General features: G+C 60.8%; 17 protein-coding genes. 8 read left to right on the top strand and 9 right to left on the bottom strand.

What is annotated here, in order from left to right; all coding sequences use genetic code 11:
• Window positions 1-193: 193 nt before the first annotated feature.
• The gene (locus LY284_RS34180) at window positions 194-463 is read right to left on the bottom strand and encodes a DUF1488 family protein (RefSeq protein WP_233391465.1); all 270 of its coding nucleotides are present in this window, start codon (window positions 461-463) and stop codon (window positions 194-196) included.
• Window positions 464-536: 73 nt separating this feature from the next.
• Complete coding sequence (locus LY284_RS34175) at window positions 537-1,763, bottom strand: tyrosine-type recombinase/integrase (protein WP_233391463.1); 1,227 nt, start codon at window positions 1,761-1,763, stop codon at window positions 537-539.
• 131 nt (window positions 1,764-1,894) lie between these two features.
• Here LY284_RS34175 and LY284_RS34170 point away from each other — a divergent pair, with 131 nt between their 5' ends.
• From LY284_RS34170 to LY284_RS34160, 3 genes are all read left to right on the top strand, one after another.
• Window positions 1,895-2,923, top strand: a complete 1,029-nt coding sequence (locus LY284_RS34170) for a DNA-binding protein (protein ID WP_233391460.1) — start codon at window positions 1,895-1,897, stop codon at window positions 2,921-2,923.
• A gap of 85 nt (window positions 2,924-3,008) precedes the next feature.
• Window positions 3,009-3,284 (top strand): hypothetical protein, encoded by a 276-nt coding sequence (locus LY284_RS34165; protein WP_233391458.1) that lies wholly within the window; start codon window positions 3,009-3,011, stop codon window positions 3,282-3,284.
• A gap of 71 nt (window positions 3,285-3,355) precedes the next feature.
• Complete coding sequence (locus LY284_RS34160) at window positions 3,356-3,634, top strand: HU family DNA-binding protein (protein WP_233391456.1); 279 nt, start codon at window positions 3,356-3,358, stop codon at window positions 3,632-3,634.
• Window positions 3,635-3,703: 69 nt separating this feature from the next.
• Here the strand turns inward: LY284_RS34160 and LY284_RS34155 are convergent, their stop codons facing one another.
• Window positions 3,704-3,853: a hypothetical protein gene (locus LY284_RS34155; protein WP_233392109.1), complete on the bottom strand. Its 150-nt coding sequence runs from the start codon at window positions 3,851-3,853 to the stop codon at window positions 3,704-3,706.
• A gap of 145 nt (window positions 3,854-3,998) precedes the next feature.
• Here LY284_RS34155 and LY284_RS34150 point away from each other — a divergent pair, with 145 nt between their 5' ends.
• Both LY284_RS34150 and LY284_RS34145 read left to right on the top strand, forming a co-directional pair.
• Window positions 3,999-4,442, top strand: coding sequence for an SET domain-containing protein (locus tag LY284_RS34150; protein WP_233391454.1), 444 nt, complete (start codon window positions 3,999-4,001; stop codon window positions 4,440-4,442).
• A gap of 151 nt (window positions 4,443-4,593) precedes the next feature.
• On the top strand, window positions 4,594-5,484 hold the full coding sequence (locus LY284_RS34145) for a hypothetical protein (RefSeq protein WP_233391448.1): 891 nt from the start codon (window positions 4,594-4,596) through the stop codon (window positions 5,482-5,484).
• Between the two features lie 384 nt (window positions 5,485-5,868).
• Here the strand turns inward: LY284_RS34145 and LY284_RS34140 are convergent, their stop codons facing one another.
• Window positions 5,869-6,609, bottom strand: a complete 741-nt coding sequence (locus LY284_RS34140) for a hypothetical protein (RefSeq protein WP_233391446.1) — start codon at window positions 6,607-6,609, stop codon at window positions 5,869-5,871.
• A gap of 260 nt (window positions 6,610-6,869) precedes the next feature.
• Here LY284_RS34140 and LY284_RS34135 point away from each other — a divergent pair, with 260 nt between their 5' ends.
• Window positions 6,870-7,073, top strand: a complete 204-nt coding sequence (locus LY284_RS34135; protein WP_053572711.1) for a cold-shock protein — start codon at window positions 6,870-6,872, stop codon at window positions 7,071-7,073.
• Between the two features lie 579 nt (window positions 7,074-7,652).
• Here the strand turns inward: LY284_RS34135 and LY284_RS34130 are convergent.
• On the bottom strand, window positions 7,653-7,916 hold the full coding sequence (locus LY284_RS34130) for a hypothetical protein (RefSeq protein ID WP_233392107.1): 264 nt from the start codon (window positions 7,914-7,916) through the stop codon (window positions 7,653-7,655).
• Window positions 7,917-8,774: 858 nt separating this feature from the next.
• On the opposite strand from LY284_RS34130, the gene LY284_RS34125 reads away from it, so the two are divergent.
• Window positions 8,775-9,203: an antitoxin Xre/MbcA/ParS toxin-binding domain-containing protein gene (locus LY284_RS34125; RefSeq protein WP_233391441.1), complete on the top strand. Its 429-nt coding sequence runs from the start codon at window positions 8,775-8,777 to the stop codon at window positions 9,201-9,203.
• 34 nt (window positions 9,204-9,237) lie between these two features.
• Complete coding sequence (locus LY284_RS34120; protein ID WP_233391440.1) at window positions 9,238-9,714, top strand: RES family NAD+ phosphorylase; 477 nt, start codon at window positions 9,238-9,240, stop codon at window positions 9,712-9,714.
• A 208-nt stretch (window positions 9,715-9,922) separates the two neighbouring features.
• Here the strand turns inward: LY284_RS34120 and LY284_RS34115 are convergent, their stop codons facing one another.
• From LY284_RS34115 to eno, 4 genes are all read right to left on the bottom strand, one after another.
• Window positions 9,923-11,137, bottom strand: a complete 1,215-nt coding sequence (locus tag LY284_RS34115; RefSeq protein ID WP_233391438.1) for a hypothetical protein — start codon at window positions 11,135-11,137, stop codon at window positions 9,923-9,925.
• Window positions 11,138-11,485: 348 nt separating this feature from the next.
• Window positions 11,486-11,893, bottom strand: coding sequence for a hypothetical protein (locus LY284_RS34110; protein WP_233391436.1), 408 nt, complete (start codon window positions 11,891-11,893; stop codon window positions 11,486-11,488).
• Between the two features lie 1,045 nt (window positions 11,894-12,938).
• Window positions 12,939-13,778, bottom strand: a complete 840-nt coding sequence (locus LY284_RS34100; protein WP_233391432.1) for a hypothetical protein — start codon at window positions 13,776-13,778, stop codon at window positions 12,939-12,941.
• A 1,008-nt stretch (window positions 13,779-14,786) separates the two neighbouring features.
• A complete protein-coding gene (eno, locus tag LY284_RS34095; RefSeq protein WP_233391429.1) occupies window positions 14,787-16,070 on the bottom strand; it encodes a phosphopyruvate hydratase in 1,284 nt (427 codons plus the stop codon).
• Window positions 16,071-16,075 lie beyond the last annotated feature (5 nt).

Here is a 16,075-nt window from a genome sequence, read left to right as displayed (position 1 = left end):
TTTGAGGCGGCCTTGGTAGACGTCCGAAGAAGTGTCGCTAACCGTCGCTCAGGCCGCGTAATGCTCGAGGCGAAAGCGCAGCTTCGCGTGTTAGCGTCAGCGAACGCAACTAATTGTCTGCGCTTCCACGCGCCTTAGAATACAAAGAGCTCGCTAATTTCAAGACCTGTCTGCAGGAAGAGGGGCTGGACAATCAACCACCGGAAAAATCACCCTCCGTCAAGCGGATAGGGCGCGTTGAGCGCGCAAGCAGCTTTCGTCGCGCGACCGCTTCGATCCGAGCGAACCCGTCCCTGAACACGCTTACCAGTCGGCTATCGTCCGCGTTGGGCGGGAGCCAGAAAAACACTTCCAGGCACCTGCGTGGCACGACGCACGTTACGCTTTCTCCGCGCCAGTCGATCACGAAGCTAAGAGTCTGTTTGTCGGTCGAGATCTGGGGTGCGGGCACAGAGACGTTCATGAGCAGAGTGGCGGTAGGCGGACGGAATCGGCAGCTGCACCCTTCGGGATGGGTTGGGTGGTCTCGCTCGGTTTCACCAGTCTACCCGGTGCTTTTCTTCGGTTTCCTGATGACGCCGATCGCCGTCGACGTGCAAGTAAATGCTGGTCGTCGTCAGCGAGGCGTGGCCGAGGTTGTCGCGCACCATGCGCAGGTCAATTTTTTGGTCGGCCATGTGCGAGCCGGCGCTGTGTCTGAGCCAATGCGCGGATGCCTTTTCGAGTAGATCAGCTCGCGCGCTTTGCGCCTCGTCGCGCTCCCGCAGACGCGCGGCGGCACCCGCGAACACGTCCTTCACGATGGCGTGCAGCGCCGCGCGCGTGAGCGGCGCGCACGTCTCGGTGCGTTCGTTTGACGCCGTGGCGCCAATCGGCAACACGAGCGGTGTGTCTTCGTTCGGCGACGGCAGCGCGCTCAAGCCGAGGTGCTGCCGATAGCGGGACAGTTCCATCATCATCTCGCGGGTCGCGGGCACGAGCCGTTGCTTGTCGCCTTTGCCTTGAACGGTCAGCCACCAGCGCAGCGCGCCGTCCGCATCGTGTCTTACGAAGAACTGGCCCATGGTATTCGCGCCGACCTCCGCAATGCGCAGCCCGCCGAGATAGAGCAGGGTGAATAACCATCGAACGCGGTACGCGTGAAACTTTTCCCGGTCCGTTTGCTTGGGCATCGTCGCGATGAAGTCCTTGACCTCCTGCCACACGCTCGGCTCCAGATAACGGGTGATGCGAGGCGCCGCGTGGCGCGTGCGTTGCCGTGAGAGCGACAGCGGATTGCCGGCCAGGTAGCCAGCCTGCACCAGCCACGAGAACATCACGTTGAGGATGACGGTCGCCTGGCGTTGACTGGACGGCGACAGCGGACCGTAGAACGGCCGCCAGCGCGCGTCGCTGCGCGGATGCTTGCGGCCGCCCCCGGCCACCCATGTGCCGGCAGGCTGCGGGTCGGCGAGAAACTGCTGATAGCGCAAGCAGTCTTCATGGGTCAGAGAAGAGAGGGGTTTGCCCAGCGCGACGACCGACCAGAGCAGGAGCCGTTCGGCTTCCTTGCGGTAATTCTCGAAGGTGGTTTTGGTGTCGACAGAGCGTGACAGCCATGCACGGATCGCATCGAGGTCGTGATCGGCGGCAATCTGGGCGCGCCCGGTCACGGCCCGATTCAGCCCCGCGGAGCCGTCCAACTCGGCGGGAATGACGAGCGTCTCGAGTGGTGTCGGCTGCAATGCGTACGGTGGGGTCGGCGCAGCGGGCTTTGAAGTCACGGTCGTTTTAGCGGGGGCTCAGCATGAAATTATCAACATTATACGCGTAATGTCAAATAGAAGCGCGGTATTAGTTAGGTTCAATTCGAAATACGTTGTATTATGACCGCTCGATTCCGCCCACATGATCCATGTCCGACGCTCATCCTCCAATCCCGTCCGACGAAACCCGCCTCGCGGCCGATATCGAGCGGCTCAAGGTCGAATTCCCCAAGACGCGGGAGCTCTACCGCGAGGTGTGTGCCCTGCTGTTCTTCCGCTTTGGCGTTGCGCCGACCGCCAATCGCCTCTACAACCTGGTCCGCCGCGGCACCATGAGCACGCCGGCGTCGGTGCTGAGCGAGTTCTGGGCCGAGTTGCGTGAGAAAAGCCGGGTACGCATCGAGCATCCGGACTTGCCGAAGGATTTAAGCGAAGCGGCGGGCGAATTGATCGGGACTCTCTGGACCCGGGCGGCGACGTCTGCACAGGCCGAACTGACGTTCCGGCGTGATGAAGTCGAGGCGCAGCGTGCCGAGACAGAGCAAAAAGTCGTCGCTGCACGGGAAGAACTGGGCCGGACGGAAACGGCACTCGAGCAGCGTACCGCGGCACTGCTGGCGGCCCAGGTTGAGATTCGAGAACTGGAGCGGCAGCAGGCAGAAGAGGCCGCCACTCGCAAGGCGCTCGAGGCGGAGATCAAGCGTCTCGGCGAGGAGGCGATCGCGCGCGAGCGGGAACTGGAGAAGGTGCGCGACACCTTCTCGCGAGATCTGGAGAAGCTCCGCGAGACCGCCAGCCGTGCCGAAGAGCGCTTACGCGCATCGGAAAAGCGCGCGCTCCTGGAGATCGATCGGGAACGCAGCGCTACGGCCAAGGCTCAGAAGGAATTGGCCGAGGTGGCCAAGCGGGCGGACAAGCGAGAGGCCGAGCATCGTCGCACCGTCGAAGCGCTGCAGGTGCAGCAGGGCGACACGCGCCACCAGAACGGGGTGCTTCAAGGCAAGCTCGCCGCGCTCGAAGCGGCGCATCAGTCACTTCAGGAGCAGTTGAAGTCGCTGCACACCGCGGCGCGGCCGCCTACGCGCCGCGTACCCGCCGCCGAAGTCAGTCCGCCCACCAGGCGAGCCGCCCGAAAGTCAGTGGCTAGCAAAACGGCGAGAGTGAAAGGTCGCCCGTAGATAATGACCGGATCGCGCCGGAGGGGTTGCGCAATCCAAGGCCTAATGCGCGCCATGCGCGTTGTCGGCCCAAAGGAGCGAACAGATGAGAAGATCGGCAGAGAATAAGTTGAGGGTGGTGGCGGTGCGCATCGACCCCGTCATCGAACAGCGGTTGCGGGTGCTGGCAGAGGCAACGGGCCGGAAACAATCGTTCTTTCTGCAACGCATGATCGAGGAAGGCCTCGATGCGATGGAAGAAATCTGGCTGTCGCCGGACACGCTGACGAAGGTTAGAAATGGTGCTCTGCCCGACCTGCTCGCCGCACAGGGCACCACCTCGGATCTGTTTGATCTGGATGCGACCGACGTAGCCTCGTAGTAGCGGCGGGTGGCCACTTTTCATAGCCGATCACGAAGATCGGGTTTGTTTTCAATAGAGAGGAAGATTCAATGAACAAGCAGGAACTGATTGACGCAGTTGCGTCGGAGTCGGGCACGAGCAAGACCGTCGCTGAAGAGGCGATCAACGCGGTGTTTGAGACGATTTCGAAAACGGTGGCCGCGGGAGACACCGTTCAGCTGATCGGCTTTGGATCGTTCGGAACCGGCCAACGCGCCGCGCGGACCGGTCGGAATCCGCAGACGGGTGCGGCGATCGAGATCGCAGCGGCCAAGACGGTGAAGTTCACCGCCGGGAAAGGCTTCAAAGACGCCGTCAATCAGGCGTGAGCGCCGCGACCACCGAGTGACGCGAGACGACTGCAGGTCGCTTCGCCCATTTGACGGGGTCGCGATCGATCAGAAAAGCTGAGCCTCGAGCGGTGTGAGGTTCACCCATTTCACCGCGGTGCGGCGCTCCTGCCCGTCCGGGTGAATCGAGCGAATCATGACGCGTTGCCCGCGCGCTTCGCCTAGAACTTCCGCAATCCGATCTTCGTAGCGCACCAACGTGCCGCGCGCCGGCTTGCGTTTAAGTTTCGTGCGACGAGGCGGAGCGGACATTTCTTGACAGGCTGACGTGCGATGATGCGATTATGCCTGTCGTCACCTCAGCGCAGATATTTTCGTTCCTTCTCACGCCAGAGTCTCAACCATGCGCCGCATTGCAGTCCGTCATTCGCCCATTCATGGTCGCGGTGTGTTCGCCGCCGTGACAATTTCCTCGGGTGATCCGATCCTCGAGTACAAAGGCGAGATCATCTCGGCAAAAGAGGCACAGCGCCGGTATGAACGGTCGGCCGCAGAAGACGGACATACGTTCTTCTTCGGACTCGACGACGGACGCATGATCGATGGCGCACGAGGCGGCAACTCCGCGCGTTGGATCAATCACAGTTGCGCGCCGAACTGTGAAGCCGAGCAAGAGGGCGACCGGGTCTTCATTCGGGCGACCCGCAGGATTGAAGAGGGCGCCGAGGTCTTCATCGACTACGCACTGGATGTCGAAGGCCGCCGAACGGCGGCGCTCAAGCGCCTTTACGCATGTCGGTGCGGCGCTCGCCTCTGTCGAGGCACCATGCTGGATGCGCGTCGGTAGGCGCTTTGTTGTGAGGCGCACCTGCGGCACCAGGTGGCCCGTGAAAAGACCGCCGAAAGCATCGGCAACCGCTTCCTCGATGCGTCGAAATGAATTAGCCTATTCGCTCTCATCGACGACATTCCTGAGCGCGACGACCATGCCGCAAAGCATGCAACAGCTCGATATATTTGCGGACAGCCGCGACGTGGTACTGCGCAATGACGTCGTGGAGCAATTGCAGCGTCGCCATGCGGAGGACGCGCGAGCCGCACTGACGCAGCTTGCCAGCGAATACCCTGACGACAGCGCGCTGCCAGCGATGACGACGCTTGTTCGGGAACTCGAGAACGGGTCAAGCCTTCCACTGACCGACCACGCGGAGCTGGCCGCGGTCCGTCGACACCTCGAGGATGCTGTGATACCTGCGGCCCAACGGGTGCTGCCCGCACAGGACGTTCACGCGTGGACGACACCTTGCTGGCGCTCGCTCGCTCAGCGTGCTGCACCGCTGGCGTTCTGCGCGACCCACAGCGAAAGTCACGCCGCGCCGCTATGGCTTCGAGCAGTGAACTGGGCGGCGGCCACCGACGCCGTCAACACGATCGAATCGTGGTGGCGCATCCCGTCGCCACTCGGCTGGATGACCGAAGCACGCTATCGAGCGGGCGGTCTCGATGCGGTATGGCCGCTGTTTGCAGAATTGGCGTGGCTGGCACCGTCACGGTTCGCCGCATTGATTGCCGGGCTTCGGGACGCTTCGCTCGATGCGCTGCGCCGGCGCTTCGATGCTGACTTCTCCGGCACAGGCGAAATCGAGGACTATATGTGGTTTCCGGCGTGGCTGCTGGTCGTCAAGCCAGCGCTCGCAAGTCGGCTGTGCGAGGCGCGCGTCCAGCGACATTTGCCGGCGTCGCGTGCGACCGCCCTGCTCGGGGAGATTCTGCGGCGGGAACATGAGGGCGACCAGTATGAGCTGGTGACCTTACGCGAAGAACTGAGTCGGCTGCATACCGGGCTGTTTGACGCCTACATGGCAACACGGAAAGTGCAGCATCGGTGACGTGGTCTGTTTGCGTCACCGGCCTGACTTTCGCGTGGCCGCTGGAGATTTTTTGTCGGACGGAAACACAAACACGCGCTGCGATGTTGCCCGTAGCGTTGCCTCTGCCTGCTCGAGCACTTGCGAGACCAGAGGATCCTTCGTACCGAGCGAATTACTTGAGTCCGATACGGCGTGGCTTTCGGCAGGATCCTGATGCTTCTGCGTCAACGACTCGATCAGGTGCGCAAACCCTCGTAGTCCATGCGGTGATGTCAAAGGTTCCAATGCGGTCGTCCGTGGATGTCGAAGTGCTATCGTAATACGCCAAAGTGATGGTTGCTTTCTCGGCCAGCAGTCGCCGACTGGCTTCGGGGTCGCTTGTGATTTTTCTTCGAGCGGCTTTCATGCTTCACCCGGTTCCTGGCCCACGTCTTTGAAGTCGTCCCTCGGGTCATCGCCGACCAAGTCTTCGAGTTCAAGTTCGTCGATGAACTCGTCAAGCGAGACATCGACGATGTTCTCAGGGAACGATTCGAGCGTGTCGAGCCATTCTTTCACGGCCGTGCCCTTTTCGCCGTCTTTCCAGTCGTCCGAACGCTCGGCGTAGGGTTTTTCGAGTGGCCGGTACACATTCTCGAAAGCCGCGCGCACATCTCGACCCTGCTGATTGTAGTCATCGACCGCGGCCTGAAGCGTCGCGCACGCGCAGACGAGTGCTTCATTGAACACGCCCACCGCGTGTCCCAGTCTGACGCGCTGCGTGCTGAGCATATCGAGCCCCTCTTCCATGCGCTTGAGGTCCGCTGCTTTGATCTTGAATGTCATGGTTATTTGATGGTGGCGCAGATTCATTTCCCACGCTGTCGCACTGCGGTGTGTCCTGCATAACATTAGCTTAAGGGCGGCCGCGCTACCATCGTGTGAGCAAAGACGACGCGAACGTTCATGAATCGATACTTCACCACTCGGCAGGGCGCGATTCGTCGCCTCATGGCGATCAAGCGAGAGGGAACCGAGGCGTTTCGTGCGACTGTAATCGGCAGGCAGAGGGATGGCAGCGAAGTCTTCGGGCTCGAACGAGTGCTGCTGCAACTGCGGGTCGGGCGCATCGCGTATTTCTCGTGCGGAAATTCGGCCGACCACGACATCGTCTTCGTCAGCTAGACGACGGCGGTGTGCTGCCGGATTGTCATGCCGTCCCTTTTCGCCTCGGGCCGCGTTACCTGCACCGCCCCGATATAGTGACCCTAACATGGATCGACAACGATAGGTTTTTCGCATCGTACACGAAGTATTTTCCTTTTAGTCCGAATCGCCGATTGCCTTGGCGTCCATGCGCGGCCAAGATAGCGGCGGCGTCGCGAGGGCGGCGCCGTGTTTTTACTTTTAAGGTCAAACTGAAAATGGCAACTGGTACGGTTAAGTGGTTCAACGACGCAAAGGGTTTTGGTTTCATCACTCCGGATGCAGGCGGCGAAGACCTGTTCGCACACTTCTCGGAAATCCAGTCGAACGGATTCAAGTCGCTCGCCGAAGGGCAGAAGGTCACTTACGACGAGAAGATGGGCCCGAAGGGCAAGCAGGCTTCGAACATCAAGCCGGCATAAGTTGTCGCGCCCGATGGTGCGGTAGCCGTTCGGAGGCATCATCGTGAGCGCCTGACGCGGGTTCGCAAAATCGCGCATCAGGCCATCGAGCACGACTGCGCTCCACAGCTCGTGCTTGATGCGCAACACCACTCGCCTGCGCTGCACGGCCGCCGCCGCTGACTCGTCAACGATCACGGCATGGCGCACGGACCGCTTCCGAGTGCTGGTCCGGCCGATACAGCCTGCCACCGATCCAACCGGTTCCGCGCCCGTTCCTCAAGCACCGCATGCTGGAGATGATCGGGCACGAGCGGATCGAGCGGCACCGCCGCGCATTGGTCCGGCTTGCCTGTGAATGGGCCGCGCGAAGGCACCATGCCCGCACGCGGGCCGTCGCGCCACCTGGCCGGCAGATCCGAGTAACGTTCGCATCGCTGCTCGGCACCGAGCGGCGCGAGCGTACGTGCGTGCAAGATTGCGCTGATAAGCCGTGCTCGTCGTTCACCGCAAGCGCGGCACCGAAGCCAGCCGCGAACAACGCGACCGTCAGGGCGCCCGCGCCGCCCAGGGTTTTCCAGCGCCTCCTTCATCGCGCGCTCAGTAGTAGCCGCGCGGCCGCAGCGGTTCCACGCCACCCACCGAACTCATGTAGCTGTTCCATTGCTGGACCAGACTGTCGATGATCGGCGGATTCTGCGCCGACACGTCGTTGTTCTCGGCGCGTTCGGACTGAAAATCGAACAGGTGCCAATTCCCATCGGCGGGGCCGGTCGGCTTGCGAACTGCATCAACAGGATTTGCCCGGCCACAGGCTTGGTACTCGCCCTTGACTTTCCGTGAGCCTGCGTACGCTGATTTCAACGAAATCAGCGAAAGGCCCTACGTATGAAGACGAATGTCGCGAATCCCCTCCGGCGAATCCGCCCGCCGTCGCCCGAGCCACGGAAACGGACTTCCCTCGAAGCCGATCGTGAACTTGCCCATATACAGGCAGTAGTGCGGGCGGTGCGGGCATCAAAGAAAGCTACGTTGCCCATAAGCGCTTGCTACTGGAGGGCACGCCTCCGTGATCTGCGTGTCGGCTATGCATTGCTCCCCGCACAGCTTGCTCTGCTGTCTGCGCTCGAGTTTTGTGTCGACGATATCGAACAAGCAACAAGGGAGATCCACCCGAATCACACGCGCCGCGTGGCGTAGATTCGCGATGCCCATTGATCTATTGAACGCAAATTGGTATGTAGTACCTATGAGTTGAACCGCCGGCCGACCGAATGGACTCGCTCCGACGATGCTTGTCGTCAATGGCAAGCACCACCATTAAACTCAAGCGTGCTAATACGACTTATCACGCTTGAAATGATGTCCGCCGGTGCATGGGGAGGGCGTTGGAGCGCCGCCGCTTCCCTCCCACACCGTGCAATCCCGTCAGACGAGTCGATTAGCGATTGCCCGTCTGCCGTCCTGAAAACCAGCGGACCGGAAATCACCGAGTAGGCGCCTTCGGTGGCGTGATCGCGGGAACGCCCAATCGGTTGCCCTCGGCGAGCGCCGTCGCGGGCGCAAGGCACGACGCCTGAAACGGAACTGGGCCCACGACGCGGGGACCTACGCGCCCGGGCGCATGAGCGGCTCGGACATCGACAACCGCGCGCGGGCGAGTCGCGAGAGCGTATCATTTGGTCTATAATGAAGGATCAGATGATCCATATGGAGGTTGGCATGCTGTTGGTCTCGCCGGAACAGATCGCAGCCGTGATGGCGCTGCCGCGCGTCCCGCACTCGGTGGCCGAGCTCGACGCGCAGGTACGTGAGGGCCTACCAAAGTCTGCGCTCAAAGAAGGCGTCGAGCACGCGGCGCGCAGCGCCGAGGAACGGCGGGCCTTGCTCGCGCGCATCGTGCCGGAGGCGACCTTCAAACGTCGCCGCGACAAGCTCAGTCCCGACGAGTCTGAGAAGACGGAGCGGCTCGCACGAATCGTCGCGACCGCGCGTTATGTATGGGACGACGAGGGTGATGCGCGGGAGTTTCTAAATACGATGCACCCGTTGCTCGAAGGGCGCACGCCAGTGGAGGTCGCCTTGAGCGAGCTCGGCGCGCGGCGCGTCGAGGAATTGTTGTGGAAGCTGTTCTATGGGCTGCCGGCATGACCTCCTGCATGGAAGTCGTTGAGGTGCCAGACTGATGCGGATTTTTAGAATTGCGGATCGGCGTCATCCGGTGTGGAGTGGCACTGGGGCGATGCTGGTCGGCGGCCGCTTCAACAGCCCTGGCCGTCCAGTCATTTACGGCGCGCTGAATTTCGCGGGGGCGATGCTCGAGGTGCTGGTGCACGCGCGGATCGGTAAGGTACCCAAGCACCACGTATGGGTCGAGGTCGAGGTCCCGAAGGACGTGACAATCGAGCGCGCCAGCGTCGAAGACTTGTCAGCGGGCTGGGATGCGCCTGATGCGAAGGTCGCGCGCCGTTTCGGCGACAAGTGGATCGAGGAGGGAAGATCGGCGGTGCTGGTGGTCCCGTCGGTCGTGGCGCGAGCGGAATGGAATGCCGTGGTCAACCCGGCACATCCGGATGCCGGACGTTTAGTCGTCTCGGCGCCGCAGCCTGTCGTGTGGGACCAGAGGCTATTCGCACGCGGACCGGACGTGTCGCCCGAATAAGTTGAGCCGTGTCCGCGCCACAGAGGAAGTCCGCTACCAAGAAGATCGTGTTCCGGCGTCTCGGGCTTGAGGAATCAGCGAACCTCGACAACAGTGCCAGCCAAGAGTTTTTTGGCGGTGGTCGTCGATCGTTGCCTTGGCAAGACGCATCACGCGCAGCGCGAACGGTGACTCGAGAAGCGCCGCGTTTAGGACTGCCCTCGACTCGTCAAAGCAGAACTGCTTGTTGCAACAGTTCGAGTGCTTTCAATTCGTCCAACCGTCCTGTGCGCGCCTTGCCGGCAAGCGTCTTCAAAAGAGCCTCTGCTATCGGTGCTATTCCGTCAAGACCGTCCAGGCGGGTTTGCAACGTTGAGATGGCGGGCGCGGCGGTTCGCGGGGGTGCAGCATGGGCGAGCGGTGACTCCGCTGGTCGAGCAACGGCGTCTGCAACTTTACTTTCGTCTGCGCCAAAACGCTCGTCGGCGGGAGCGGCGACTGCCTCGTTGAGTTCATTTTCCTCACGACCAATCACGCCGCCTTGCCCGCCCGGCGCATCGGTCGGCGATGCCGCGGCTTGCGCGTCGCTCGGGGTGCTAGACAGGACCACGTCGCTCTGGCTTGCGGGAGCGGCTGCGTCAAGCGCGTCGTCGTTCGGTGCGGCGGCGGATGCCGGCAGCGCGGGACTGTGCCCACGGGCGCGTGATGCAGGTGCGAGAAGCAGCACCACCGACTCGGGGATGTCGGTCTCCGAACGAAGCGTGTCTAGCCAGCCTTCGGGAAGACCCAGCCGTTCGGTGAAGCGCTGTGCTTCAACGTCATCCATGCGCTTTTTGCCGTGCAGCCGATGAGCCATATTCGATCCGGTCAGTCCCATGACTGCGCCGAGCTTGACCTTGGAGCCGTTGCGTCCGGTGAGGACGTGAAGGTTGGCCCGCCTGATCCCCTCGACCGTGGCCGCGCCTTCCGAGTGGGCTCGTTCTCGCTGAGCCGCTTGACGCGGCCCGTTCTGGTTTGAAGCACCTCCAACAATAGATGGTCGGCCGCCTGCGTGCTTAGGGGTCTCCGCTGACCGGGCCTTAACCGCGGCAGGCGCGCCCTTCGAACTCTTCGATCGCATTTTTGCTTCCTCGGACAAACTGCTCGCAGGCAGTGACGGCTTTTGATTATTCGGGAGGAGGGAGGTCTCTTCAACGTCGCCTTCATCGCTAGCCTCGTCTACGCGCACGAATTCGAGCGGCGACTTCAGGCGAGCGATCACTTCCGGTGCAAGTGCAGGATGAGGTTGGTCGAAAAAGCCGGAAGGCAGCCGGAGCGCAGTTTCCATGTGGAAGGCGGTCTCGGGCGTGAAACGTTCGCCCCGCAGGAGTTCTCCTATCCGCGTCAAGCTGGAATCTAGGCCTAACGCTATATTCTCCGCGCCGACGGCATCGACGAGAAACAAATGATGGACGCTTGGGCGGGTGCGCTATCGCTCGATTTGAAGGGCGGTTGGACCCGTCCAGGGCGACTAGAGCTAGCCGGATGTTGAGGTTGGCGCCGATTGTTGGACTTGCCTCGATATCCCGCATTCGGCCCGCGGGGTTGACTCATGGTGGAACTCCGATGCAATGCGTGAGTTTCAACGCTAAGGTTATATCGGCGATCGTTGTTACCGAACGGTTGTCGCTGAAAGCGTCGGTCGCTGCTTCAATTCAATAGGCTTAGACCTAGCCGTCCGTCAGCGTTCGGCAGGCGGCTGTGACTCGCGCGACTACTGGGGCGCAATCGCCGGTGGTCGAATATATTCACTTTAATGACCAGGGGCGGCGGACATCAACGGGGAGCCGCGCCCGCTCGCGGCAAAGCGCTTGAGCCTCTCCCGCGCTTCATAATGAACGTATCGGGGCGCAACGGCTAGTTGGCGATCGGCCTCTTGCAAGACCGCCTCAAACAAGGGCAGTTCGGCCGCACCGATTGTCCATACTCTCTCCGTTTGCGCCCGCTGCAGGCAGCGCTCCAGAGCCGCTTCGGCGCGCCCATAGATGATGACCTCCGTCTCCCCGTAGCCCGCATCTTGCACGAAATAGGTGACGTAGACCAATTCGATCAACCCGTTGACCAGATACGCAGATCCAGCGCCGGCGCGACAGGCTGCGAAAGTCAAATGGTTTGACAACGCAACGGTGCGCGCCGCGGATAACGGCAGAGGCAGCAACATCTCTTTACTGAGGGGTTTGCGGGACGGCGAACGAGATACTTGCGAGCGAGGGTTGCGATAAGACATGCTGCAATAAGAGAACGAAAGGAGTCCGCGTTCAATGGGTACCCCGGAATGATAGCAGGCCGCAGGAGTCGCCACTGTGGCGCGCGCATCGCTGCACGCGCATCAGTCGGCCACTCCTTCGGCGAGGTTGAGCGGCGGCGAGCGATGTGGCCGCACGGCGGCCGCGAAAACGGTCAGAACGGCCATTAAGGTATTCAAAGAAGCGATCAACGGCGCGTGAACGCGCTAGCGAGCGTGGGTGGGCGGGGACTGGTCCGCGACTTAAAAGAGCTGGCTATCCAACGGTAGCAGATTGACCAGTTTCACCGCAGTGCGGCGCTCGGCTCCATCCGCATGGACGGACCGGATCATGACGCGTTGGCCGCGGGCCTCGCCCAGCACCTCGACAATTCGTTCTCGATAACGAGCCAACGTGCCGCGAGGCGGTTTGCACGTAGTGGTGCGGTTTGTCGTCGAGCGAGACATAGGCATATCGCAGCAGAGGCGTTGTCCCATTATGCAACGTTGCGGGCTTCACCGCGACGCATTTTGTCCACTTCCGCATGCGAGATGCGTACTGCTGCTCGCGTCGCCGGGACCATGACCGGGGTCCTTCTCACGTTGACCGCCAGGTCACATCTATTCGACCTCGCCAGTTCCGCTAGATGCAACGACTTCCAGCTTCTTGCTGTCACTCAGCGTCCTCATACGTTCCCAAGTCTGCACGCTTAGCGTCTGCTACGAGTTCCTTTAGTGCTTCAATGCCAGCGTCAGTGAAGGCGGTGATCGAGATCACCTCGTCGGGCGGCACGTCAAGGTCACTATGACGCCCAAGCAGCCGTCCTCCGGTTCGAGGTTCATATTGGCCAGTTCTTCAAGCCATTCTCAGGTTCATTAAGCATCTTGGCTACGCACGAGATGGTGTAGACGTGAGATGGGGCCGACATTGCATGCTCCAGTTTTGTGAAAGCCGAGGTTCAGCCGGATATGACGACCGTCATCAACGTGCGCATCGCTCTCGGATGCGACGCCATCCGTTGCGAGCCTGGATTGCATCCGCAAGGATGGCCATATATTCGTCATGGTCGACGCGCTCATCCGGAGGCAACCCGTATTCTTGGTGGCGGCTCAGGGCCGCTTGCCGTGCGGCTTTTCCGACAGCTGACACGAGTATCCGGCTGTATGCTTCACAAGCATAGGCGAACGTTTCCCGCTTGCTAAATGCAATGTCGAGCAGATTCGGACATTTCCTGGATTCTGCCAGCCCTATCGCTGCGCGGCGGCAGTTGTGCAGCACATGGGCCGCTTCATGGACGACGTAGTCAGCGAAGGGATCGGTATCGCGAAAGTAGGTCAGGGAGACATAGCAAGTAGTGTCCTGGCTCATGCCGACAACGCGAGCGGACACCTCTCGAAGCGGAATAGCACCCAGACTGTCCAAATAGATGTTCGCCAGTTTCCACGCGGTAGATAGCCACCTCTCCCTGGTCAGTACCTGTACGATGTTGCTTGGCGTGAGAAAGACGATGCCTCCTACGAGTGTGCGGAGAACGACCTCCCGTTCGATGGCGGAAAAGAGGCCATACACCATGGGCTTGAGCTTGTCGCGAAGCCACGGCTCTATTGGCTCTGGCATCGAGCTCGGATGGTCGAAATCCCGCGCGCGGAGCAGAGTGTCAGCGATGAGCGCAGCGCGCAACTGCTGTGTGGCGCGTGAAGCAGTGATATTCAAAGCGTCCCCTGGCCAGCCGACGAAGACGCCGTCATAGTCTCCGGTCGTGAGGTAGTGCCGAATCTGGGTCTCAACCCATTCTGCAGAGCCGATCTTCGGAATGGCCATTGAAAGTTCCCAGGTATCCGGGTCGAAGCGGGACCGCAGGCGCTCAGAACCCCAATCCCAATTGCCGGTTGAGCACAAAACGAGGGACGCTCGCGTTAAAGACCGATCGTGCAGCGTCGTGGCGGACCGATTTTCGATCGCTAACATGATATGCGAAGCTGGTGATCCGGTACTCAGCAAGAAGGTATCAGAACGCGATCGGCGCGTCAGCCGCGATGTTGATGCCGGTCGCTTGTCGGCCTTTGCTGACGTTCAGCGTTCAGCCGCCGACCGACCGCTGCAGGTCGCTCTACCGTCATTTGAGACGCGGCGCACTTGAATGCCGGCCTCCGCAAAGTCCGAATGAGTCTTCGCGACCCTCTACGGCCGTTGCAAGTCACGAGAGGTGAACGGCAGCTTTCAAGGTCCTTGGGACGCTCACGTCGTCGCAGGTATGCGACCTTTCACCAAACCGCTGACGCCGTAGAGGTAGGTAAGCCTGCGGTAGCGCACGACTGCTGCGCCTTTTTGATGGCCCATCTCGCGATTAAGACTGAAGCGATGATTTCGGAACAGTTTCGCGAGCTCGCGCGCCCGCGCTGCATGGAGGCATCGAGGATGTGTCCTTAAAAAGGAGGCGAAAAAATTTAGGCCATGAAGGTCCTGGAAACACGCCAACAATACCTCAGGGGCAAATAGGCTGCGGTTCCCCTCATCTAATCAATCGCCGAGCGACACAACCTTCGATCGACGAACATCACGGTGGCCCGATGTAAACCGTGAGACACGACGAAAGTGTCCGGCTTACAGCGACAAAAGCTGAGCGCGCTCTGTTTCTCCCGCGGGCTTCGTGCGGCGGGCCCGTCCCCGATCTTGTAACGACACCGTTCGAAACCGGCATTTATCGAGCGTTTTTTTGCAGCTCTGCTGAAGCCATGTGCGCGCAATCCCAACGGCCCTGACGCATTCGATGCTACAACGTGGGCGCTTCTTGGCAGTCCCATCGTCCGTTGTCCATACGCACGCGTTCTAGCAGGCTTTTGATGGCAGCGCCTGTTCACCTGTGTAGAAAGCGGTGGCGCCCAACTCCGCTTCAATCAACAACAGTCGGTTGTATTTGGCCGCGCGATCCGAGCGACACAGCGAACCTGTCTTGATCTGAGTTGCGGTGGTGCAGACGCTGAGGTCCGCAATCGTCGTGTCCTCAGTTTCTCCTGATCGATGAGAAATCACCGAGGAGTAGCCTGCTTCCTCAGCCAACGAAATGGCCGCCAAGGTTTCAGTTAGCGTGCCGATTTGATTTGGTTTGATCAAGATTGAGTTGGCAACTTTTCGCTCGATGCCTTCGGCGAGGATGGCCGTATTTGTCACGAAGAGATCGTCGCCGACGAGTTGAACGCGGTCGCCCAGGCGTTCAGTCAAGAGTTTCCAGCCATCCCAGTCATTCTCGGCCATGCCATCTTCAATCGACACGATCGGATAGCTTTCTACAAGATCGGCAAGAAACTCGACGAAGCCGTGCGAATCGAAAGTACGGCCTTCGGCCGCGAGCTCGTATTTTCCATTGGTGAAGAACTCAGAACTTGCGGTGTCGAGCCCCAGAGCGATGTCGCTACCCGGCTTGTAGCCAGCCTGTTCAATGGCCAGCATGATCGTGTCGAGTGCAGCCCGATTCGACGAAAGGTTGGGCGCGAAGCCACCTTCATCGCCGACCGCTGTCGAAAGCTGCTTCTTCTTCAGCACGCTCTTCAGCGCATGGAAGACTTCGACGCCCCAGCGCAGGGCTTCTGAAAAGCTGGGGGCTCCAACGGGCAGGATCATGAACTCCTGAAGGTCGATGCTGTTATCTGCATGAGCGCCACCGTTAATGATGTTCATCATCGGCAGAGGCAGGCGGGGCGCGATTGTCGTCGTAAGGTAGCGATACAACGGCACACCGGAAGACGCTGCACCGGCCTTCGCCGTAGCGAGTGATACGGCGAGAATGGCATTGGCACCAAGCCGTGCCTTTGTTGGCGTTCCATCCAGCTCGATCATGCGATTGTCAATCGCTGCCTGGTTGGCCGCCAGGCCCAACAGCGCTCGCCGAAGTTCTCCGTTGACGTGACTGACCGCCCGGCGTACGCCTTTCCCGCTATAACGCCCAACGTCTCCATCGCGCAATTCAAGCGCCTCCCGCGCTCCCGTGGACGCGCCTGAAGGGGAAATTGCAAAGCCTTCGGCGCCGTCAGCGAGAGTAACGCGCGCTCCGACGGTGGGGTTTCCTCGGGAATCGAGCAGCTCGAAGCCCTGGATGTCTTTGATCGGTGCCATGTCGT

It is taken from the genome of Caballeronia sp. PC1, from assembly GCF_021353155.1.
In the GTDB taxonomy this organism is placed as follows: Bacteria; Pseudomonadota; Gammaproteobacteria; order Burkholderiales; family Burkholderiaceae; genus Caballeronia; species Caballeronia cordobensis.
This window is presented reverse-complemented; position numbering and strand designations above follow the sequence as displayed.

What these genes read in the sequence shown, in the direction of transcription:
- LY284_RS34180 (WP_233391465.1), bottom strand. Translation starts at nt 463, where the DNA reads ATGAACGTCTCTGTGCCCGCACCCCAGATCTCGACCGACAAACAGACT.
- LY284_RS34170 (WP_233391460.1), top strand. Translation starts at nt 1,895, where the DNA reads ATGTCCGACGCTCATCCTCCAATCCCGTCCGACGAAACCCGCCTCGCG.
- LY284_RS34165 (WP_233391458.1), top strand. Translation starts at nt 3,009, where the DNA reads ATGAGAAGATCGGCAGAGAATAAGTTGAGGGTGGTGGCGGTGCGCATC.
- LY284_RS34160 (WP_233391456.1), top strand. Translation starts at nt 3,356, where the DNA reads ATGAACAAGCAGGAACTGATTGACGCAGTTGCGTCGGAGTCGGGCACG.
- LY284_RS34150 (WP_233391454.1), top strand. Translation starts at nt 3,999, where the DNA reads ATGCGCCGCATTGCAGTCCGTCATTCGCCCATTCATGGTCGCGGTGTG.
- LY284_RS34145 (WP_233391448.1), top strand. Translation starts at nt 4,594, where the DNA reads ATGCAACAGCTCGATATATTTGCGGACAGCCGCGACGTGGTACTGCGC.
- LY284_RS34135 (WP_053572711.1), top strand. Translation starts at nt 6,870, where the DNA reads ATGGCAACTGGTACGGTTAAGTGGTTCAACGACGCAAAGGGTTTTGGT.
- LY284_RS34125 (WP_233391441.1), top strand. Translation starts at nt 8,775, where the DNA reads ATGCTGTTGGTCTCGCCGGAACAGATCGCAGCCGTGATGGCGCTGCCG.
- LY284_RS34120 (WP_233391440.1), top strand. Translation starts at nt 9,238, where the DNA reads ATGCGGATTTTTAGAATTGCGGATCGGCGTCATCCGGTGTGGAGTGGC.
- LY284_RS34110 (WP_233391436.1), bottom strand. Translation starts at nt 11,893, where the DNA reads ATGTTGCTGCCTCTGCCGTTATCCGCGGCGCGCACCGTTGCGTTGTCA.
- LY284_RS34100 (WP_233391432.1), bottom strand. Translation starts at nt 13,778, where the DNA reads ATGGCCATTCCGAAGATCGGCTCTGCAGAATGGGTTGAGACCCAGATT.
- eno (WP_233391429.1), bottom strand. Translation starts at nt 16,070, where the DNA reads ATGGCACCGATCAAAGACATCCAGGGCTTCGAGCTGCTCGATTCCCGA.